This window comes from Phytomonospora sp. NPDC050363, assembly GCF_040655735.1.
Taxonomy (GTDB): domain Bacteria; phylum Actinomycetota; class Actinomycetes; order Mycobacteriales; family Micromonosporaceae; genus Phytomonospora.
In genome coordinates, this window is record NZ_JBFAKK010000032.1 from 1 (window position 1) to 20,059 (window position 20,059).

Below are 20,059 nucleotides of genomic sequence, written 5' to 3' on the forward strand. Positions count from 1 at the left end.
GACACCTGTCGCGCACGCAGACCATCACACAGACATGCCCTCAACAGCACACACGGGACGGAAAACGAGCGAACCGCTTCCCAATCCCAACAGAAACGTCGATGAGCCGGTTGCGGATGAGGAACCGGTGCCGGAGTGGGAGGGAACCGGGCGGCCACTCGCTCAAGACGATGCCGCAGGCGGCGATCGCGGCGAAAAGCCGCTCGTTGCGCGGCGGGTAGGACCGCTCGACCCCGCAGGCGAGCACGGTGACGGTCGGCCCCTCCGCCGCCAGGGCGCCCTTGTGCGCCGCCGTGTCGATCCCTTGCGCCCCACCGGAAACGACTCCCCACCCCCGGTCGGCCACGCCGTAGGCGAGCTCTCCGGCCATGAGCAGCCCGTAGGACGTGGCGTGGCGGGCGCCCACAATGGACACCGAGCGTTCGAGGGTCTCCCGCAGGTGCAGCGGGCCGCGGGCCCACAGACACAGGGGTGGACCGTGGGAGCCGGGACCGCTGTCGAGGGCGGCGAGATCGTCGAGGCGCGAGGGCCACTCGTCGTCGGTGGGTATCAGTACGCGGGCGTCGAGGCGCGTGGTGTCGTCCAGGATCCTGTTGGCGACGTCGAGCGGGTCGCGTCCGGCGAGGCGGCTGCCCACGGCCGAGGTGAGGGCGTCCGGGAGACGGCCGTCGCGGAAGCGGGCCAGGATCTGCGCGGGGGAGTGCTCGGCGAGCAGTTCGTGAGCGTGGACCATCCCGGGTTCGAGGAGGGCCGACAGCAGTACGCGGACGAGTCGGGCCTGGTCTTCCATGGCTTCTCTCCTTCGGTCGGATCGCGGACTAGACGGCATTGCCCAAACGCAGTTCGGTGGCCTCGGCGATATCGCCCTCCTCCGGCCGCTCCCGCCCGGCGAGGTCGGCGATCGACCAGCCGATGCGGATCACCCGGTCGTACCCGCGGGCGCTGAGCCGGCCGGAGTCGAGCATCCAGTCGGCGACGCCGACCACCGAGCGCGGCAGCCGCCAGGGGTCCTTGCGCAGCCGGGCCCCGGAGATCTCGGAGTTCGGCAGGCGCCCGTACCCGGCTCTCGACCAGCGCGCCGCGGCGGCCTCGCGGGCCCGCAGCACCCGGCCGGCGACGGTCCGGGAGTCCTCCTGGGTCGGCTCGTCGCCGAAGAGCGCCGACCGCCCCACGGGCGCCAGGCGCACTTGGAGGTCCACACGGTCCATCAGCGGTCCGCGCAGCTTCGAGCGATAGCGGCCGCGCGCCACCGCGGTGCACTCGCAGTCGTTGGGTTTGGCCGCCGCGCAAGGGCAGGGATTGGCCGCCAGCATCAGCAGCACGCGGGCGGGAAAGCGGACGACGGCCGCCGAGCGGTTGATGTTGATCTCCCCCGACTCCAAGGGCTGGCGCAGCGCGTCGATGACGTCGCGCCGGAACTCGGGCAGCTCGTCGAGGAACAGCACGCCCCGATGCGCCAGCGACAGCGCACCCGGCCTGGGCATACCCGACCCGCCGCCGATCAGCGCCGGCATCGACGCCGAATGGTGCGGCGCCTGGAAAGGCGCCCGCCGCACCAACCCGGCGCGCTGCTCGAAACGCCCGGCGATCGAGTGGATCGCGGTCACCTCCATCGCGGCGGAGTCGTCGAGACGCGGCAACAGCGGCGGCAGCCGCTCGGCGAGCATCGTCTTGCCGACACCCGGCGGCCCGAGCAGCATCAGGTTGTGACTGCCGGCGGCGGCGATCTCCAGCGCCCGCTTCGCCTGGTCCTGCCCGACGACGTCGGCAAGGTCCGGCGTGAAGTCCTCGATCTCGGGATCCGGCTCCGGCACGGCCAGCAGGCCCGCACCGCCCGCAAGCCCGGCCACCAGCTCCCGAAGGCCGACCGCGCCGTGCACGGCCAGCCCCGACACCAGCGCCGCCTCGCGCAGGTTCCCCGGAGCCACCACCGCCGCCCGCATCGGCGAGTCCCGCGCGGCCATCAGCGACGGCAGCACCCCGCGCACCGGCCGGATCTTGCCGTCGAGACCGAGCTCGCCGACCGGCACGAGACCTTCGATCAGCGGTGGCGGCAGCTGCCCGCTGGCGACCAGAAGGGCCAACGCGATGGCCAGGTCGAAACTCGACCCGTGCTTGGGCAGCGATGCGGGCAGCAGGTTGATCGCGATGCGCTGGTCCGGCCACTGGAAGCCGGAGTTCACCAGCGCCGAGCGGACCCGGTCGCGCGCCTGCCCGAGCACCGCGTCCGGCAGACCCGACAGCACCACACGCGCCTGACCGCGGTCGACGTGGGCCTCGACGGTGACCAGGTGCCCCATCACGCCGACGAGACCGACGGCGGTGATCCGCGCGTAGCCCATCACAACACTTCCCGCCGATGGGTGAGGCGCAGCGGACCGCCGCGCGGGGCGAGGATCCCGATCACGTCGAAGCGGAGCCGGTCGGCACGTCGGGGGTGCGCTTTCAGCCAGCGCGCCGCGAGCCTGCGCAGGCGGTGCGACTTCTCCGCGTCCACGGCCTCGATGGGCGTGCCATGCCGCAGCGAACGGCGTGTCTTCACCTCGCAGAACACCAGTGTCCCGGGCCCATCCCGTGCCACGATGTCCAGTTCGCCTTCGGAGCAGCGCCAGTTGCGGTCCAGGACGCGCAGCCCGTCATCGGTGAGATGGCGTGCGGCGATCTGCTCGCCGTAGCGGCCGAGTTGATCTTTTTCGAGACTGCTGGTGCCCATCGGTCCCCCCTCGGAAACGGTGCGGTGACTCAACGTTCGGCCCTGGAACCACGCTCGCCAAGCGCTGACCGAACGGCCCTGTGGACAACCGACCGGTTGTGGATAACTCGGTCGTACGGCGCGACCGCTTGACAGAACGGGGCCCAGAGGACAAGGTCGACAACGTGAGCTCACGGCGACGAGTCGATCTCCAACAGGCAAGAGAGAAGCTGCCGGACGCGATGCGTTCGGCCATCGCCGGTTTCGCCGGGCACCTCGCCGACGTGCGCAGACGCTCGGAGCACACGGTGCGCGCCTACACCGGCGACATCGTGTCCCTCCTCGACCACGCCGCGCGCGGCGGAGCGCGCACCATCGGCGACATCGACCTGGAGATGCTGCGCGGCTGGCTGGCGCAGCTGCGGCGGGCCGGCGTGGCACGCGCGACCGTCGCCAGACGCGCCGCCGCCGCACGGACCTTCACCTCATGGGCGCAGCGCACCGGCCTCACCGAGGACGACGCCGGGCTTCGCCTGGGCGTGCCGCGCGTACGGCGCACCGCCCCCACCGTCCTGCGCACCGAACAGGCCACCGACCTCGTTGAAACGCCGATCACCGACGAGTCCGCGCTCGGCCTGCGCGACCGCGCGGTCCTGGAGATCCTCTACGCCTCCGGCATCCGCGTCTCCGAGCTGTGCGGCCTCAACGTCGCCGACGTCGACTCCGAACGCCGCCTCCTGCGCGTCATCGGCAAAGGCGACAAGGAGCGCAAGGTCCCCTTCGGCGTCCCCGCGCAGGACGCCGTCGACGAATACCTGACCGCGGGCCGCCCCCACCTGCGCGGAGCCGCCGACGAACCCGCCCTGCTACTCGGCGTTCGGGGCGGCCGCCTCCACCCGACGATCGTCCGCCGCATCGTCAGGGGCGCCGCCCTCGCCGCCGGCCTCGCGCACACCACCCCGCACGGCGTACGGCACAGCACCGCCACGCACATGCTCGAAGGTGGCGCTGATCTCCGTTCGGTCCAGGAACTGCTCGGTCATGCCACGATCAGTACGACACAGATCTACACCCATGTGTCGGCCGAACGCCTCCGGGAAGCCTTCACCCAGGCGCACCCGCGGGCCTGATCAGCGTGTCAGGAGCCTGATGTCCCACCCCTCCGCGCCCGCACCGGTCCCGGGCGGCGCCAGCCTGTTCGGGCTCGCCCCGGACTTCACCAATCTCAACCACGGCGCGGTCGGGGCGGTGCCCCTCACCGTCCGCAACCGCCGCCGGCTGATCACCGACGAGCTGGAACTCGACCCGCGCGGCTTCTTCAAGACCCGCGTCGAGCGGGTCACCGCCGCCCGCCACGCCGTGGTCGGCCTGGTCGGCGCCGACCCCGAACTCAGCTCCTTCGTCACCAACGTGACCACCGGGACCGCGATCGTCCTGCGCTCGCTGGACCTGACCGCCGGGGACGAGGTCGTGACCACGGTCCACGGCTACGGCGCCATCGGCTACAACGTCGACGCCTACGCACCGGCCGGCGTGATCCACAAGGTCGCCGACATGCCGCTCATCCCCACCGACGACGAGGTCGTCGACGGGATCCTCGCCCAGATCACCGACCGCACCCGCCTGGTCATCTGCGACCACGTCACCTCGGCGACCGCCCGGCTCTTCCCGATCGCCCGGATCGCCGCCGAACTGCGCTCACGCGGAGTCCCCCTCCTCGTCGACGCCGCACACGTACCCGGCCACCTCCCCGCCGACGTCACCGCGCTCGGCGCCGACTTCTGGGTCGGCAACCTCCACAAATGGGCCTTCGCGCCCCGGGGGACAGCGCTGCTGGCCGTCACCCCCGAGTGGAAGAACCGGATCCGGCCCCTGGTCGTCTCCTGGGAGCACGAGGCCGGCTACCCCGTCGCCGTCGAGTACAACGGCACCGACGACTGGACCAACTGGCTCGCCGCCCCCGCCGGGATCGAACTCCTCACCGACCTCGGCCCCGAGCGCGTACAGGCCCACAACCGCGAACTCGCCCACTACGGCCTCTCGGTGCTCTCGAAGGCCCTGAACGTCGAGACCCCCGACGCCGGCCCCAGTGACCTCGCCATGCGGCTGGTCTTCCTCCCCGAGGGCGTCGGCGACACCCAGGAGAAGTGCGGCGTCATCGAGCAGGCCGTCCGCGAGCGGCTGCGCACCGAACTCACCGTCAACGCCTTCGGCGGCACCGGCACCATGCGCATCGCCGCCCAGATCCACAACCGGCCCGCCGACTACGAGCGGCTCGCCGACCGGCTCCCGGCCCTCCTGCACTCGCTGGCCTGATCCGCACCGGCTCACGCGCCGTTCGGGACGGGGCAGCAGGCGTACGCGTCCCGTCCCGACGGCGGTGAGCGGATCGAGGTACTCACCGCCGCGCAGCAGTCCCCAGTGCAGGCAGGCCTCGGCCGGACAACCTGCGTGGCCGGACATCAGCCGGGCGACGACCTCCCCGCGCTGCACGACCTGCCCCGGGCGTACCACCGGCACGACGGGCTCGTAGGTCGTCCGGACCAGCTCGGTGTGCGCGACGCTGACGACCTTCTTCCCGCCGACCGCGCCGGCGAAGCGCACCACGCCGTCGGCGGCGGCGCGCACCACCGCCCCCGGCACGGAGGCCAGGTCCACACCACGATGCCCCGCCGCCCACAGCGTCGGCGGTCGCTCGAAACGCCGGACGACCCGGATCGGTGGATCCAGCGGCCACGCCAGTCGCGCCGGACCGGCGGCGGTCGGACCGGCGGGCGCGGCGGCGGGCGACGCCCTTGCGGGCGCCGAATCCCGGAACAGCAGCACCAGGAGTGTGGCGAGGATCGCGACGGCGGACAAGGCGGACAGGAAGCGGGTAAAGCGCATTTTGGGGCACATGTGTCAACGATCAGGCGAACGCGCCGCTCAGGCCACCCTTCCCCTCAACACCCTGTGGATAACCGACCGGTTGTGGATAACTCGGCCTCCCAGGTGAGCCCGGGTGCGCCCGCCCAGGGCTGCTCGGTCGGCGAACTTCAACGTTCGCCCAATACTTCATCGCCCATATCCGCACATGTCGTATCCGTCGGTGGCGCCCACCGCCGCCGTGCCCTAATCTCCCGGACCGTGGCCGAACATCAGCGCAACTACCCCGAACCCGTGAACCCTTCCGACGCCGGGTCCCTGTGGGAGCCGAACACGTCTTCGGGCCGCCGCTCGTCCGACTGGGCCGAGTCCCCCGCGCCGCGTCACGACCCGGACAGCGCCAGCACTCAGGCCGAGCGGTGGCAGCTCGGCGGCGAGGCGCGCGAGCCCGAGCCCGCACGCCACCTGCCCGAGCCCCAGGTCGTCGACCCGGAACTCGCGGCCCTCGCCGGCGGCGACCCCCGCGAGCCACGCGGTCCCCTTCCTCCGGCTCCGCCGTCCATCCCCGAGCCCCGTGGCCCCCTCCCGCCCACGTTCGACGACGCCCCCCGTCGCGGCCCGGCCGAGACCCCCATTTCCGGCGCACCCCGCCCGGCACCGGTCGGCCCGCCGATGCCGCCGCCCCCTCCCGCGATGAACCGCCCACCCATCGACCCCCCGACTCAGGCCTACCCGGCCATGCCCAGGGGAGGCGAGCGCCGCACCGAACCGGTCAACCGCCGCCCCGACGGTGCCGTCGAGGTCTTCGAGGGCGTCTATCGCAAGAAGCGTCCCGCCGTCGTCCTGCTCGTCGTGGTCGTCTCGGCCCTCGCGATGCTGCCGGCCGCCGTCGTCCTGCTGCGCTCCCTGTTCGCCGGCGACGGCTTCTCCCCGTCTGGCGTGATCGCGGGCGTCCTGATGCTCGCGGGCATCCCGCTCGTAGGGGCCGGGCTCGCCCCGCTCCTCGGCAGCGGACCCCGCATCGGCGGCCGTGAGATGAGCGCGCTGATGCGTCCCCCGTACGTGTATCTCGTGACCGGCCTCCTCCTGCTCCTCGCGGCCGGGGCCGCCGCCTGACCTCGGCGTCCCCGGCGGGAGCCCGCCGGGGACGCCCGGTCAGGTGCCGTACACTGGTCAACCGGCGGTCACCCATGTGACCGACTTCGCGTGCCTTCCCGCGTTTAACCCGGTTCTCCCCGGGAGCGGGCGGCGGCCTCCCTGGTCTCGTCCCCGACGGGCCCAACACGGCCGTCGACCGGGCACCAGGAGATGGCCGCGGCCATCGCACACAACCAGGGAGCAGGGCCGGTTCGTACGCCCCTGCGTGAGGAAAGGACTGGCATCCATGCCAGCAGTGACCATTCGCCAGCTGCTCGAAAGCGGCGTCCACTTCGGACACCAGACCCGCCGCTGGAACCCGAAGATGAAGCGCTACATCTTCACCGAGCGCAACGGCATCTACATCATCGACCTTCGCCAGACGCTCGACTACATCGCGAAGGCCCACGACTTCATCAAGAACACCGTCGCCGAGGGCGGCCACATCCTGTTCGTCGGCACCAAGAAGCAGGCGCAGGAAGCGGTCGCGGAGCAGGCCGTGCGCGTCGGCATGCCGTACGTGAACTACCGCTGGCTCGGTGGCATGCTCACCAACTTCCAGACGATCTACAAGCGTACCCAGCGGCTCAAGGAGCTCGAAGCCCTTGAGCAGTCCGGTGAGACGCAGGGTCGCACGAAGCGCGAGCTGCTCACGCTGAAGCGCGAGAAGGACAAGCTCTACCGGACCCTCGGTGGCCTGCGCGACATGGGCAAGCTCCCGTCGGCGATCTGGGTCGTCGACACCAAGAAGGAGCACATCGCGGTCGACGAGGCCCGGAAGCTGCACATCCCGGTCGTCGCGATCCTCGACACCAACTGTGACCCCGACGAGGTCGACTTCCCGATCCCCGGCAACGACGACGCGATCCGCTCGGCCGCGCTGCTGACCCGCGTGGTCGCCGACGCCGTCGCCGAGGGCCTCATCGCCCGCGCCGGTGCCGCCCGCGGCGAGGAGAAGCCCGAGGGTGGCACGACCACCACCGAGCCGCTCGCCGAGTGGGAGCGCGAGCTCCTCGAGGGTGACAAGACCGAGACCGCCGTCGAGGCCGTCGCCGACGCTCCCGCCGCCACCGAGCCGGTCGCCGAGGCCGTCGCGGAGGCCGTCGAGGAGACCAGCGACGTCACGGAGCCGGCTCCGGCCGCCGCGACCGAGGAGACCCCGGCCGCCGCCGAGGAGACCCCCGCCGCGGAGAAGACCACCGAGTCCTAAGGACTCCCGGTCCCCGGGGCGTTCGGCCGCAGCCGCGCCCCGGGGAACAGCCGCGCCATGGGCGCGGCTTCGCTGCGGCAATACCCAGCTGTACTTTCGCCCGGGCGTTCAGGGGCGACCCGGGCACCTTCAAGTGGAGAGCAACAATGGCCAACTTCACCGCCGCGGACATCAAGAAGCTCCGCGAACTCACCGGCTCCGGAATGATGGACGTCAAGAAGGCGCTCACCGAGACCGACGGCGACTTTGACAAGGCCGTCGAACTCCTGCGCATCAAGGGCGCCAAGGACGTCGGCAAGCGTGCCGGCCGTACCGCCGCCAACGGACTGGTCGCCCAGTCCGGCAACGCCCTCCTCGAGCTCAACTGCGAGACCGACTTCGTCGCCAAGAACGGCGCCTTCGTCGAGTTCGCCCAGTCGCTCGTCGAGCACGTCGCGGCCACCCAGCCCGCCGACCTCGACGCGCTGCTGGCCTCGGAGCTCAACGGCAAGCCCGTCAGCCTCCTCGTCGAGGAGGAGTCGGCCAAGATCGGCGAGAAGCTCGTCCTGAGCCGCTTCGCCGTTCTCCAGGGCCAGATCGCGGTCTACATGCACCGCAAGTCCGAGGACCTTCCCCCGCAGGTCGGCGTGCTCGTCTCCTACGAGGGTGACGACGCCGCCGCCGCGCGCGCCGCCGGCATGCAGGTCGCCGCGATGCGTCCGCGCTGGACCACCCGCGACGAGGTCCCCGCCGACCAGGTCGAGAACGAGCGTCGCATCGCCGAGGAGACCGCCCGCGAGGAAGGCAAGCCCGAGCAGGCGATCACCAAGATCACCGAAGGTCGCGTCAACTCCTTCTTCAAGGACTTCGTGCTCCTGGAGCAGGCCTCGGTGACCGAGCCCAAGAAGACCGTCGCGGCGGTCCTCAAGGAGCAGGGCGTCAACGTGACCGGCTTCGTCCGCTTCGAGGTCGGCCAGGCCTAAGGGCCTTGGCCTGTGGGTCTTGTGGGCAGCCCGCACTGATCCACCGGGTCCGAATCGAGCGCCGGAAAACAGCCGAACGTGGAGGTCGCAGGTGGAAGCACACCAGCGGCCTCCACGTTCGTGTGCACCATCCCGGCGCAGTAGCGTCAGCCAGTCGAGCAGCACAGGGAGAGGGTCATGACCGAGAACACGAGCCCCCGCTATCGCAGGGTCGTGCTGAAACTGTCCGGTGAGGTCTTCGGCGGCGGCGCGGTCGGCGTCGACCCCAACGTGGTCTCCGGCATCGCCGCGCAGATCGCCAAGGCCTGCGCCGGCGGAGCCCAGATCGCGGTGGTCATGGGCGGCGGGAACTTCTTCCGGGGCGCTGAACTCCAGGCTCGCGGGATGGAGCGCGCCCGCGCCGACTACATGGGCATGCTCGGCACCGTCATGAACTGCCTCGCGCTCCAGGACTTCCTGGAGAAACGCGGCGTCGACACGCGCGTGCAGACCGCCATCACCATGGCCCAGGTCGCCGAGGCCTACATCCCGCGCCGCGCCATGCGGCACCTGGAGAAGGGCCGCGTCGTCATCTTCGGCGCCGGGGCCGGCATGCCCTACTTCTCCACCGACACCGTCGCGGTGCAGCGCGCCCTTGAGATCAAGGCCGACGCGGTCCTGATGAGCAAGAACGGCGTCGACGCGGTCTACACCGCCGACCCGCGCACCGACCCCACCGCCGTGCGCCTCGACCAGCTCACCTTCGAAGAGGCCCTGCGCCGCGACATCAAGGTGGCCGACGCGGCGGCGTTCAGCCTGTGCAAGGAAAATAAGCTTCCGATGGTCGTCTTCGGTGCCGAAGGGGAGGACACCATCGCGCGAGCCCTCAGTGGTGAGAGGATCGGAACGCTCATCACCTCTGAGAGCTGACCACCGCACCACCCAAGACAGCGCACGGCAACGCCCGACAGCACCCGGCCCCCGCCGGGCCGGTCGGCTCGCAGCGACAGGAGGCGACACCAAGGTGATCGACGAGACGCTCCTCGAAGCCGAGGAGAAGATGGAGAAGGCGATCGAGCACGCCAAGGAGGAGTTCGGTGCCATCCGCACCGGACGGGCGAGCGCCGCCATGTTCAGCAAGATCTTCATTGAGTATTACGGCACGCCAACGCCGCTCCCGCAGATGGCCTCGATCGGCGTGCCCGAGCCCCGCATGGTCATCATCAAGCCCTACGACGCCTCGCAGACGGCCGCGATCGAGCGCGCCCTGCGCGACTCCGACCTCGGCGTCAACCCGAACAACGAGGGCGGGCAGCTGCGGCTCAACATGCCGCAGATGACCGAGGAGCGCCGCCGCGAGATGATCAAGGTCGCCCGCAACAAGGGCGAAGAGTCCAAGGTGACCATCCGCAACATCCGCCGCAAGGGCAAGGACGAACTCGACCGCCTGGTCCGCGACGGCGAGGTCGGCGAGGACGAGGGCCGGCGTGCGGAGAAGGAACTCGACGACCTGACCCAGAAATTCGTCAAACAGGTCGACGAGATGCTCACGCACAAAGAAGCCGAGCTGCTCGAAGTCTGATGGCCCACCAGGACCTGCCCGCCTCCGGCGACGGCCACGGCCCTCCTCGGAGGCGGCGGCGCGCCCCCGCGCCCGGCGAACCCTCGTACGGGGGTCGCCGGGACGAGCCCCCTCATGGGGACCCCCGCTACCGGGACGCGCCCGCGGGCGACTCCCACTACGCCCGTCAGCGCGACGAGCGCTACGACGAGCGCTACGAAGCTCCCTACGGTGGACCACCGCACCCCCCGGAGCCTCCGTACCCCTCACGGCCGCCGTATGAGGCCGAGGAGCCCGAGCCCGAACCCGACCTCGTTCCCACGACCAGCAAGGCCGGCCGCAACATCCCCATGGCGATCGGCGTCGGCCTGGCGCTCGGCGCCGTCGTGCTCGCCTCCCTGCTGATCTACCGGGAGGCGTTCCTCGTCGTCGTGGCCGCCGCGGTCGGGATCGGCATCTGGGAGCTGGTGCGGGCCCTATCGTCCCGGCACAAGGTCCCGTTGGTCCCGCTGCTCGCCGGTGGGGTCGGCATGACCGCCATGGCCTGGTTCGGGGGAGCGGAGAGCCTCGTGCTCGGGCTCGGCCTGACGATGGTCGTGGTGACGGCCTGGCGCCTCGCCGACGGCCCGGTGGGCTATCTCGGGGACATGCTCGCCGCGACGCTGGTCGCGGTCTACGTGCCCTTCCTGGCGGGTTTCGCGGTGCTGCTGGCGGTTCCCGAGGACGGTCCGGCCCGGATCATCGTGGTCCTGGGTCTCGTCGTGCTCAGCGACACCGGTGGCTTCATCGCCGGTGTGCTGTTCGGGAAGCATCCGATGTCGCCGAAGGTGAGCCCGAAGAAGTCCTGGGAGGGCATGGGCGGATCCATCGTCGCCTGCGCTCTCGGCGGGGCCCTGATGCTCTTCTTCGTCTTCGACGTCAGCTGGTGGAAGGGCGCGCTCTTCGGCCTGGCGATCACGATCGCGGCGACGGTGGGGGATCTCACCGAGTCCATGATCAAACGCGACCTCGGTGTGAAGGACATGAGCAGTCTCATCCCCGGTCACGGCGGTCTCATGGACCGTCTTGACTCGATCCTGCTGGCGGCGCCGACCGCGGTGGTGTTGCTGTCGGTCTTGGCCCCTCCCGCGTGAGCTCCGCCCGCCTGTGCGTAAGTAGGTCCCCGGACGTGGGAGACTGGCTAGTGATATGACGACCCAGCCGCTTACCCTGCAACCGCGCCGCCGAGGCGCGCCCCCCCAGCACCTCGCCGATCTGGACATGGCCGCCCGCAAGGACGCCGTGACCGGGCTCGGCCTGCCCGCGTTTAGGGCGCGCCAGCTGTCGCATCATTACTTCGGCCGGCAGCTGTCGGACGTGGACGCCATGAGCGACCTGCCCGCGGCCGACCGTGAGCGCATCGGCGGTGTGCTCTTCCCGCCGCTCCTGACGCCTGTCACGCAGGTCTCCTGCGATGACGGCGCCACGCGCAAAACGGTGTGGAGGCTCCACGACGGCTCCCTTGTGGAGAGCGTGCTGATGGGCTACTCCGACCGCACCACCGTGTGCGTTTCCTCACAGGCGGGCTGTGGAATGGCCTGTCCGTTCTGTGCCACGGGTCAGGCGGGGCTCACGCGCAACCTGTCCACCGCCGAGATCGTGGATCAGGTGGTGTCGGCGGCGCGCACGTCGAGGGAGGCCGGTCTCGGCCGCCTCTCCAATGTCGTGTTCATGGGCATGGGCGAGCCGCTGGCCAACTACGAACGGGTGTTGCGGGCGTTGCGCCGGCTGACGGATCCGGCGCCCGACGGGCTCGGTATGTCGCAGCGGAGCATCACCGTCTCGACGGTCGGGCTTGTTCCGGCCGTTCGGCGCTTGACGGCCGAGGAGCTTTCGGTGACGCTCGCAGTGTCGCTGCACGCGCCGGACGACGAGCTGCGCGATGAGCTCGTGCCGGTGAACAACCGGTGGAAGGTCGACGAGGTGCTTGACGCGGCGTGGGAGTATGCAAGCCGCACAGGGCGACGGGTGTCGATTGAATACGCGATGATTCGAGACGTGAACGACCAGCCATGGCGTGCCGATCTGCTCGGCCGGTTGCTGGCGGGGAAACTGGCGCACGTTAACCTCATCCCGCTCAACCCGACCCCGGGCAGTCGCTGGGACGCAAGTCCGAAGGCGGTAGAAAGGGAGTTCGTTCGGCGGCTTCGCGCCGCGGGCGTCCCGACCACGGTGCGCGACACCCGTGGGAGTGAGATCGATGGTGCGTGTGGCCAGCTTGCGGCGACGCAGGAGAAGGCCGCTGCCACGCACGGGCAGGCGGAGGTGGCCGAGTGACGAGTCAGGGTGAGCGGTTCCGGCGCAGGGCCTTGCGCCGTGGCTACAAGGTGGACGAGGTGGACGCCTTCCTCGACCGCGTTGAAGCCACTCTCGAAGGCCAGCCGATCGGCCCGCCGGTGGCTTCTCAGGAGGTCGACGACGTCGTCTTCAGGGTCCGCTTCGGCGGATACGACGAGTGGCAGGTCGACGTCTATCTCGACCGCGTCGCCCGTCAGCTGTCGGAGCTGGAGGAGCGCGGTGTGCTCGGCCGTGCCGCCGCGCCCGACTTCGAGGGCCGCGGCGTTCGTCCGAGCATGGACGGCCCCGGTGGACGCGGATCCCGCGACCCGCGCGGTCCCGGCGCCCGCGATCCCCGTGAGCACCGCGACCCCCGGGACATGCACGAGCCGCGCGACCCCAGGGACCCGCGCGACCTGCACGACCCCCGCGACCGCGACCCCCGTGAGATGCACGCGCCGCGTGGCATGGATGGCCCTCGGGGTCCCATGGAGGCCACGCGCGCGATGGACGCCCCCCGTGGCCCCATGGACGCTCCGCGAGGCATGGACCCCCGCGACCGCGATCCCCGCGGCCCGCAGCCGATGGACCCGCGCATGCCGGCGCCGGCCGACCCGCGTGGCGGTCCGCCGCCCCCCGACCCCCGCGAGATGCCCGAGCCCCGTGGACGCCAGCCCGAGCCGCGTGCGGCCCGTGGCACCGCCGCGCCCTCGGGTCGCGACCGCTTCGGCGCGCCGCCGCCACCGCCGCCCTCGTCGGGCGGCCCGGCCGGTCCGGACCTCGACGGGTTCGGTCACCTCGCCGGCGGTGACGACGAGGGCTTCGGCCACCTCGCGCCGCGTTCCGACGACTTCGACGAGCGCCCGACCCGCACCGCGCGCAGTCGCGGCGGTGGCCTGTACAGCGGCCTGAGCGACCTGAGCGGGGACGGCCCGCCGCCTCCGCCTCCGCCCGCGCCCGTCTCCGGCCCCCCGCAGAGCGATGACCGTTACGGCGCCCCGCCGCCAGCGCCCAGCCGCTTCGAGCGCGCCGCCGAGGACCGCTACGGTCCGCCGCCGGCCGCGCCGCCCCCTCCGCCCGCCGCGGAGCCCACGACGCGTTTCAACGTGCCCGACGACCGGTACGGACCGCCTCCGGGTGAGCGTCCGTCGGCCCCGGCGGACCGTTTCGCGCCGCCACCGCCGCCCGCGGACGACCGCTTCGCGCCGCCTCCGCCCATGCCTCCTCGCGGTCCGGACTCCGACCGCGGCGGCTACGGCGGCGAGCGGATGCCTCCTCGTGAGGAGCGCCGTCCCGCCTCGCCGGTGGACCGTTTCGCGCCGCCGCCCCCGCCAGTCCCCGACGCGGGTGCGACGCAGATCCAGCCCTCCGTGCCGCCCATGCCGCCTCCGGGCGCCGGACGTTCCGGACCGCCTCCCGGGCGCCCTCCGTACGGGGAGGACCCCTACGCCTCGCGTGGCGGCGACCGCGGCGGCTTCACCGAGCCCGGCCGGCACGGACGCCCGGAGATGACCACCGAGATGCGGGCACCGGACTCGCCGTTCACCGGCGACGACATCTCGCGCCTTGAGCAGATCCGGCGCTCCTTCCAGCCGCGCCGCTTCGGCAGCGGCTACGACCCCTCGCAGGTCGACCGGCTCTTCGACGCCGTCTCGGCGACGATGACCGGACGCGCGGCCGTGCCGCTGTCCGACGCCGAGCTGGACACCTCGCAGTTCAGCCTGGTCCAGGGCGGCTACTTCGAGGCCGAGGTGGACGCGGCGCTGCGCGAGATCAGGGACACCTTCGCCCGCCGAGGGCTGATGAGATTAGACCCGTACGGACGACGTGGAGAAGGCCGCTACCGCTAGGTGGCGGCCTTCGCCGTACCCGGGGTTCGGTGATCGGGGTGCCCGCAGTTACTTCGAATGGCACGGGAAGCTGTGCGGCAGCATATCGAAACACTTCTTTCGAAAGATATGCTTCGACACATGGCCACCGACATCCCGGAGCACCCGCCGGTTCGTAAGGTCTCCGACCCCGCCCAGCTCCGCGCCCTCGCGCACCCCCTTCGCTTCACCCTGATGGAACTGCTCCTGCTCGACGGCCCGGCGACGGCGACCGAGCTCGGCGCCAAGCTCGGCGAGTCCCCCGCGAACTGCTCGTGGCACCTGCGGCAGCTCGCCAAGTTCGGCTACGTCGCCGAAGCCCCACCCGGGCCGGGCCGCCGACGCCCCTGGCAGGTGGTCGTCCACGGCCACACCACCGACCACGAGGCCGAGGCCGACCCCGAGTACGCCTCCGCGCACGACGCCCTCGCCGTCGTCGCCCTGCGGCACGAGTTCGCCCGACTCGACGAGTGGTACATGGCCCGCCGCGCGGCCCCCCGCGAATGGCGCGGGGCGGCCGGCGTCACCCAGTCGCTGATGTGGCTGACGGCCGACGAACTCGCCGGACTCCAGGCGGAGATCCAGACGCTCGTACAGCGGCACCGCGACCGCGTCACCGACCCCGCACGACGTCCCTCCGGCGCCGAACCCGTCCGCTTCGTCGCTTGGGGGATCCCCGCGCGCGCCGAGTACCTGGAGACCGCCGAAGACCCGACCGAATGAAAGGCGAGCCCATGCGTTCTGTCTTCGCCGACCCCCGATACCGCTTACTATTCGCCTCGACCGTCGTCGGCATGTTCGGCGACTGGCTCTTCGTCCTCGTGCTCGGTGTGTGGGTCAAGGAGCTCACCGGCTCCAGCGGCGCGGCCGGCCTGATCCTGCTGTGCGGAGCCCTTCCCCTGCTGTTCGCGCCCTTCGGGGGCGTCCTGGCCGACCGCTTCCGCAGGAAGCCGTTCCTGATCGCCGCGAACCTCGCCAACGCCGCCGCGCTGATCCCGCTCGCCTTCGTCCGCGACGGCGGCGACGTGTGGATCCTCTACGGTGTGGCCGTGCTGCTCGGCCTCGGCCGGATCGTCGACGGGCCGGCCGTCAGCGGGCTCCTCAAACGCGTCGTGCCGCCCGAGCGGCTCGTGGACGCCAACAGCGCCCGCCAGGTCGCCACGCAGGCGCTGAGGCTGGGCGGACCGCTCGCGGGGATGGCGCTCTACGCCTACGCCGGCGGCTTCACCGTCGCGATGGTCAACGCGGCGAGCTTCCTCCTGTCGGCCGCGATCATCGCGACGCTGCGGGTCGACGAGGAACTCGCGCCGAGAGAGCGGACGCGGCTGCGGTCCGAGCTCACCGCCGGATTCCGCTTCATCCTCGACTCCGCGGCGCTGCGCCGGGCCGTGGCGGGCATGGCCCTGATGTCCTTCGCCGCCGCGACGCTGGAGGTGATGATCTACGAGATCACCGATGAGGGACTGCACCGGCCACCGGAGTTCATCGCGGTGATCATCACCGTGATGGGCGCGAGCGGGATAGTGGGCGGTCTGGCCGCCGCGCCGGTGGTGCGCCGTCTCGGGGAACTCGCCGCGAGCGGCGTCGCCGTGGGCGTCCTGGCGCTGGTGCTGGCCCTGTTCGCGGTGCCCTCGGTCCCCGTCGTGCTCGGCGCCGCGCTGATCTCGGGCCTGGCGATCCCGCTGCTCGCGGTCGCCGACTCGACGCTCGTCCAGCGCCTGTCCCCGCACGAACTCATGGGACGGATCGGCGCGGCCGCCGACATGGCCGCCATCACCCCGCAGCTGGTGTCACTGGCCGGGGCCGCGTACCTGGTGACCGTCGTCAGCCACCAGGCCGTGCTCGTCGTCATGGCCGTGTTCATGGCCGCGGCCGGTGTCTACCTGTTCCTGGGACGCGGGTTGAGCCCGCCCGCCGGGAAGGTCAGTCCTTGAGGCCGTTCTTGCGAAGAAGCCAGTCACCGGCGATGGCGAGTGCCAGGACGCCGGCGGTCACCAGCAGCCAGATGTCCTCGACGCGGCCCTCGTGGTTGCCGATCGTGTACAGCAGCAGCACGATGATGGAGATGATCCCACCGGTGTAGGCGAGCTTGCGGTTGGTGGGCTTGTGCTGGTCCGGGGAGGTCACCGGTTCGTTGCCGCCTGCCACTGCGCGACACCTTCCATGAGGTCGATGATCTTCGAGAGTGTTCCGCCGCCCAGTTTCCCATGCCCGCCCCGACCACCGGAGGGTGGTCGGGGCAGCTCCGTGTAGCGTTCTTGACCGGGCATCAGACGCACACAGAAGGGGCCGTAGGTTGCGCATCACCGGAACCGGACACGCGAGCATGTTCATCGAGACGGCGGCGGGGAGCATCCTCACCGACCCGTGGGCGAACCCGGCCTACTTCGCCTCGTGGTTTCCCTTCCCGGACAACTCGCGGCTCGACTGGGACACCCTCGGCCGGTGCGACTACCTCTACGTGTCGCACCTGCACCGCGACCACTTCGACGAGAAGAACCTCCGCGAGAAGATCTCCAAGAAGACCACCGTCCTGCTGCCGGAGTACCCGACCAGCGAACTCGAGGACGAGCTGCGCGAACTGGGCTTCAAGAACTTCATCCGCACCGTCAGCGGCGAGGTCACCGAACTCGACGGCGGCGTCAAGGTCATGATCCAGGCGCTGACCTCCCCGACCGACGGTCCCATCGGCGACTCCTCCCTGTGGATCGAGGACGCCGACGGCGTGCGGCTGCTCAACCAGAACGACGCCCGCCCCACCGACCTGGCGGCCTTCACACAGCTCGGGCACATCCACGCCCACCTGCTCCAGTTCTCCGGCGCCATCTGGTACCCGATGGTCTACGAGCTCCCCGACTCGGCCAAGCGCGCCTTCGGCAAGCAGAAGCGCGACCGGCAGATGGACCGCTCGCTGCGATACATCGACGACGCCAAGGCCTCCTGGATCTTCCCGATCGCCGGCCCGCCCTGCTTCCTCGACGACTCCCTGTGGCAGTTCAACGACATCCACGGCGACGAGGGCAACATCTTCCCCGACCAGCAGGTCTACCTCGACTACCTGGCCGACAACGGCCGCGACAACGGCGTGATCCTGCTGCCCGGCACCGTCTCCGAGGTCACCGAGAACGACTGCTCGACGACGCACCCCGTCGCCGACGTCCGGGAGTTCTTCGAGAACAAGGAACAGCACCTCATCGAGTACCGCGACCGGCAGCGCCCGGTGATCGCGGCGGCGAAGAAGTCGTGGGAGCACCCCGAGATCGACGTGCTCGCCGAGATCAAGGCCCGCTTCGAGCCGCTGATGGCCGAGGCCGAGATCATGTCGGCCGGCATCAACGGGCCCGTGCGCTTCGACCTGACCGCGCCCGACGACCCCGACACGATCGTCGAGTCGGTCCTCTTCGACTTCCCGGTCGGCGAGATCCGCCACGCCGACGGCGAGAAGGTCCGCTACCGCTTCAAGACCGAGCGCCGGCTCATCGAGCACCTGCTGCACATCGACGAGATCGACTGGGTCAACTCCCTGTTCCTGTCCTGCCGCTTCTCCGCGGCCCGCATCGGGCAGTACAACGAGTTCGTCTACACCTTCTTCAAGTGCCTCTCGGAGGAACGGCTCAACTACGCCGAGGGCTGGTTCAGCGAACGTGACGACGGCGGCGAGGACATCTCCCTCGACGGCTGGACCGTGCAGCGGCGCTGCCCGCACCTCAAGGCCGACCTGACGCGCTTCGGGAAGGTCGACGACGGGGTCCTGACCTGCCAGATGCACGGCTGGAAGTGGAACCTGGCCACCGGCCGCTGCCTGACCAGCGTGGGCAACGACATCCGGTCGAAGCGGCGCGGGGACTAGCTCCTCCTTCGTCCCCCCGCGTGATGCGGCGGTTGCGTTCGTCCGTGTTGTGGGTGAAGGTGTTGCGATGACCGTGCTGTTGACCCGCTCGGCCGTCGACGGACTCGTCGACCCTGACGGGATTTTGGCCACGTTGCGGGCGGGATTCATCTCGGGATCGGCCATGCCCCCGCTGAGAGTCCGGACCGAGTTGCCCGGACCGGGGACGGCCACCGCGTTGCTGCCGGGACTGCTGGAAGGCGTCCCGGCGTACACGGTGAAGGTGAACGCCAAGTTCCCCGGCGCCGCCCCCGCGCTGCGGGGCGTCGTGTGTCTGCACTCCCTTGCTGACGGGGAACTTCTCGCGCTTCTCGACTCGTCGTCCGTGACGGCCTGGCGGACGGGACTGGCCGCCGCCGTGGCCACCGACGCGCTCGCCGGGCCCGACGGGACGGTCGCGGTGATCGGGGCGGGAGCGCAGGCGAGGGTGGTGCTGGCAGGGCTCGCCTCGCTGCGGAAGTTGACGAGGCTGATCGTCTGCGACCTCGACACCTCGCGCGCGATGGCGTTCGCGCTGGAGCACGAGGCGTCGTTGGGCGTTCCGGTGGAGATGGCTCCGACCCCGGCGAAGGCGGCGGCGCTGGCCTCGATCGTGGTGGCGGCGACGTGGGCGCGGGAACCGCTGCTGTACGCGGCGGACCTGAGGCCGGGGATGCACGTGACGACGCTGGGCGCGGACGAGCCGGGGAAGGCGGAGGTCGCGGGGGACGCCCTGCGGGCGGCGCGGGTAGTGGTGGACGACGTGGAGCTGGCGGTGGCGATGGGGGCCCTGGGGAACGTCGGTTTGAAGGCGGGGGACGCGGTGGGGACGTTGGGGGAGGTGCTGCGTGGGGAACGCGCCGGGAGGGACGGCGAGGGGGACGTGACGGTGTACGCGCCGGTGGGGTTGCCGTGGCAGGACCTGGCGGTGGCGTGGCCGGTGTACGGGAGGGCGTTGGGGGACGGGGTGGGGGTTGGGGTTGATTTTTTGGGGTGAGGGGTGAGGGGTGAGGGCCACATCGGTGGGGGAGCGCGGCACCCGTGAGGGAGCGCGGCACCCGTGAGGGTGCCTAGCGGGGGTGCGGCACCCCGCGAGGGGTGCGGACCCGGGGAGCGGCACTGTGCCGAGTCTTCTGCGCGGGACCGGGTCCAGGGACGGAGTTCCTGGTGGGGGTCTGGGGGCGAAGCCTCCCAGCAGGGTCTGGGACGGAGTCCCAGCAGGGTTCGGGACGGAGTCCCGGCGGGGGTGCTGGGGGCGGAGCCACCCAGCCGGTTCTAAGGCGGGGGACTGGCGGACGGGGGAGCCGCCAGCGTTCGAGGGGCCGGGCGGTCGCGAGGGGCGCCAGGGGGCGGAGTCGGGGAGATCGTAGAGGCCGCGGGTGGGCTTTGGCGGCAGCGGCGGATGTGTGTGCCCCCTTTGCCTCGCCGGGGTGCGTGGGGGGTGAGGGGGTGGGCAGGGTCTAGGCGGTGTGGGGAGGGTCTGGGCCGGGTGGGCAGGGTCCGGGCCGTGGTGGGCAGGTGCCCTTCCTGGGTGGGGGTTGGGCACGCGCCCGTTCGCTTCGCTTCGGGCTGGGGCGCCGGGACAACCGGCTGAGGGCTCC

General features: G+C 71.2%; 18 protein-coding genes and 1 pseudogene. 14 read left to right on the plus strand and 5 right to left on the minus strand.

The genetic code is table 11. The annotated features are described in order from the left end of the window. Window positions 1-40: 40 nt before the first annotated feature. From AB0I28_RS39160 to AB0I28_RS39170, 3 genes are read right to left on the minus strand one after another with little or no spacing between them, the layout of a single operon-like run. Window positions 41-790, minus strand: a complete 750-nt coding sequence (locus AB0I28_RS39160) for a DNA-processing protein DprA (RefSeq protein WP_357501205.1) — start codon at window positions 788-790, stop codon at window positions 41-43. Between the two features lie 28 nt (window positions 791-818). Next, a complete protein-coding gene (locus AB0I28_RS39165; RefSeq protein WP_357501206.1) occupies window positions 819-2,342 on the minus strand; it encodes a YifB family Mg chelatase-like AAA ATPase in 1,524 nt (507 codons plus the stop codon). Continuing rightward, a complete protein-coding gene (locus AB0I28_RS39170; RefSeq protein ID WP_357501207.1) occupies window positions 2,342-2,713 on the minus strand; it encodes a YraN family protein in 372 nt (123 codons plus the stop codon). Before AB0I28_RS39170 ends, AB0I28_RS39165 begins: the two co-directional genes overlap by 1 nt. A gap of 221 nt (window positions 2,714-2,934) precedes the next feature. Here AB0I28_RS39170 and AB0I28_RS39175 point away from each other — a divergent pair, with 221 nt between their 5' ends. Beyond that, entirely contained in the window at window positions 2,935-3,822 is an 888-nt protein-coding gene (locus AB0I28_RS39175) for a tyrosine recombinase XerC (RefSeq protein WP_357501222.1), read from the plus strand. A 19-nt stretch (window positions 3,823-3,841) separates the two neighbouring features. Then, window positions 3,842-5,008 (plus strand): aminotransferase class V-fold PLP-dependent enzyme, encoded by a 1,167-nt coding sequence (locus tag AB0I28_RS39180; protein WP_357501208.1) that lies wholly within the window; start codon window positions 3,842-3,844, stop codon window positions 5,006-5,008. A gap of 129 nt (window positions 5,009-5,137) precedes the next feature. Here the strand turns inward: AB0I28_RS39180 and AB0I28_RS39185 are convergent. Further along, window positions 5,138-5,590: pseudogene (locus AB0I28_RS39185) on the minus strand (M23 family metallopeptidase); the annotation flags it as partial. 228 nt (window positions 5,591-5,818) lie between these two features. On the opposite strand from AB0I28_RS39185, the gene AB0I28_RS39190 reads away from it, so the two are divergent. From AB0I28_RS39190 to AB0I28_RS39235, 10 genes are all read left to right on the plus strand, one after another. After that, entirely contained in the window at window positions 5,819-6,673 is an 855-nt protein-coding gene (locus tag AB0I28_RS39190; RefSeq protein ID WP_357501209.1) for a hypothetical protein, read from the plus strand. A gap of 268 nt (window positions 6,674-6,941) precedes the next feature. Then, a complete protein-coding gene (rpsB, locus tag AB0I28_RS39195) occupies window positions 6,942-7,904 on the plus strand; it encodes a 30S ribosomal protein S2 (protein ID WP_357501210.1) in 963 nt (320 codons plus the stop codon). Window positions 7,905-8,050: 146 nt separating this feature from the next. Continuing rightward, the gene (gene tsf / locus AB0I28_RS39200; RefSeq protein WP_357501211.1) at window positions 8,051-8,866 is read left to right on the plus strand and encodes a translation elongation factor Ts; all 816 of its coding nucleotides are present in this window, start codon (window positions 8,051-8,053) and stop codon (window positions 8,864-8,866) included. 177 nt (window positions 8,867-9,043) lie between these two features. After that, the gene (pyrH, locus tag AB0I28_RS39205) at window positions 9,044-9,775 is read left to right on the plus strand and encodes a UMP kinase (RefSeq protein WP_357501212.1); all 732 of its coding nucleotides are present in this window, start codon (window positions 9,044-9,046) and stop codon (window positions 9,773-9,775) included. Between the two features lie 94 nt (window positions 9,776-9,869). Next, complete coding sequence (gene frr, locus AB0I28_RS39210) at window positions 9,870-10,427, plus strand: ribosome recycling factor (RefSeq protein WP_357501213.1); 558 nt, start codon at window positions 9,870-9,872, stop codon at window positions 10,425-10,427. Continuing rightward, complete coding sequence (locus tag AB0I28_RS39215) at window positions 10,427-11,539, plus strand: phosphatidate cytidylyltransferase (RefSeq protein WP_357501214.1); 1,113 nt, start codon at window positions 10,427-10,429, stop codon at window positions 11,537-11,539. Before frr ends, AB0I28_RS39215 begins: the two co-directional genes overlap by 1 nt. Before the next feature lie 55 nt (window positions 11,540-11,594). Next, window positions 11,595-12,722, plus strand: a complete 1,128-nt coding sequence (gene rlmN / locus AB0I28_RS39220) for a 23S rRNA (adenine(2503)-C(2))-methyltransferase RlmN (RefSeq protein WP_357501215.1) — start codon at window positions 11,595-11,597, stop codon at window positions 12,720-12,722. Next, entirely contained in the window at window positions 12,719-14,572 is a 1,854-nt protein-coding gene (locus AB0I28_RS39225) for a DivIVA domain-containing protein (RefSeq protein WP_357501216.1), read from the plus strand. The genes rlmN and AB0I28_RS39225 overlap by 4 nt, the downstream gene beginning before the upstream one ends. Window positions 14,573-14,692: 120 nt before the next feature. Beyond that, on the plus strand, window positions 14,693-15,313 hold the full coding sequence (locus tag AB0I28_RS39230; RefSeq protein ID WP_357501217.1) for a helix-turn-helix domain-containing protein: 621 nt from the start codon (window positions 14,693-14,695) through the stop codon (window positions 15,311-15,313). Window positions 15,314-15,324: 11 nt separating this feature from the next. Next, complete coding sequence (locus AB0I28_RS39235; protein WP_357501218.1) at window positions 15,325-16,524, plus strand: MFS transporter; 1,200 nt, start codon at window positions 15,325-15,327, stop codon at window positions 16,522-16,524. Here AB0I28_RS39235 and AB0I28_RS39240 read toward each other — a convergent pair. Then, entirely contained in the window at window positions 16,514-16,738 is a 225-nt protein-coding gene (locus AB0I28_RS39240) for a DUF2631 domain-containing protein (protein WP_357501219.1), read from the minus strand. The two genes, AB0I28_RS39235 and AB0I28_RS39240, sit on opposite strands and share 11 nt — an antisense overlap. Window positions 16,739-16,886: 148 nt before the next feature. Between AB0I28_RS39240 and AB0I28_RS39245 the strand changes: the two genes are divergently transcribed. Together AB0I28_RS39245 and AB0I28_RS39250 are read left to right on the plus strand one after the other, a co-directional pair. Next, a complete protein-coding gene (locus tag AB0I28_RS39245) occupies window positions 16,887-18,440 on the plus strand; it encodes a Rieske 2Fe-2S domain-containing protein (RefSeq protein ID WP_357501220.1) in 1,554 nt (517 codons plus the stop codon). 67 nt (window positions 18,441-18,507) lie between these two features. Next, a complete protein-coding gene (locus AB0I28_RS39250; protein WP_357501221.1) occupies window positions 18,508-19,455 on the plus strand; it encodes an ornithine cyclodeaminase family protein in 948 nt (315 codons plus the stop codon). The last annotated feature ends 604 nt before the right edge of the window (window positions 19,456-20,059 follow it).

Coding starts and splice junctions, on each gene's coding strand:
- rlmN (WP_357501215.1), top strand. CDS start 11,595: ATGACGACCCAGCCGCTTACCCTGCAACCGCGCCGCCGAGGCGCGCCC.
- AB0I28_RS39230 (WP_357501217.1), top strand. CDS start 14,693: ATGGCCACCGACATCCCGGAGCACCCGCCGGTTCGTAAGGTCTCCGAC.
- AB0I28_RS39170 (WP_357501207.1), bottom strand. CDS start 2,713: ATGGGCACCAGCAGTCTCGAAAAAGATCAACTCGGCCGCTACGGCGAG.
- AB0I28_RS39215 (WP_357501214.1), top strand. CDS start 10,427: ATGGCCCACCAGGACCTGCCCGCCTCCGGCGACGGCCACGGCCCTCCT.
- AB0I28_RS39180 (WP_357501208.1), top strand. CDS start 3,842: ATGTCCCACCCCTCCGCGCCCGCACCGGTCCCGGGCGGCGCCAGCCTG.
- AB0I28_RS39250 (WP_357501221.1), top strand. CDS start 18,508: ATGACCGTGCTGTTGACCCGCTCGGCCGTCGACGGACTCGTCGACCCT.
- pyrH (WP_357501212.1), top strand. CDS start 9,044: ATGACCGAGAACACGAGCCCCCGCTATCGCAGGGTCGTGCTGAAACTG.
- AB0I28_RS39160 (WP_357501205.1), bottom strand. CDS start 790: ATGGAAGACCAGGCCCGACTCGTCCGCGTACTGCTGTCGGCCCTCCTC.
- AB0I28_RS39235 (WP_357501218.1), top strand. CDS start 15,325: ATGCGTTCTGTCTTCGCCGACCCCCGATACCGCTTACTATTCGCCTCG.
- rpsB (WP_357501210.1), top strand. CDS start 6,942: ATGCCAGCAGTGACCATTCGCCAGCTGCTCGAAAGCGGCGTCCACTTC.
- tsf (WP_357501211.1), top strand. CDS start 8,051: ATGGCCAACTTCACCGCCGCGGACATCAAGAAGCTCCGCGAACTCACC.
- AB0I28_RS39165 (WP_357501206.1), bottom strand. CDS start 2,342: ATGGGCTACGCGCGGATCACCGCCGTCGGTCTCGTCGGCGTGATGGGG.
- AB0I28_RS39175 (WP_357501222.1), top strand. CDS start 2,935: ATGCGTTCGGCCATCGCCGGTTTCGCCGGGCACCTCGCCGACGTGCGC.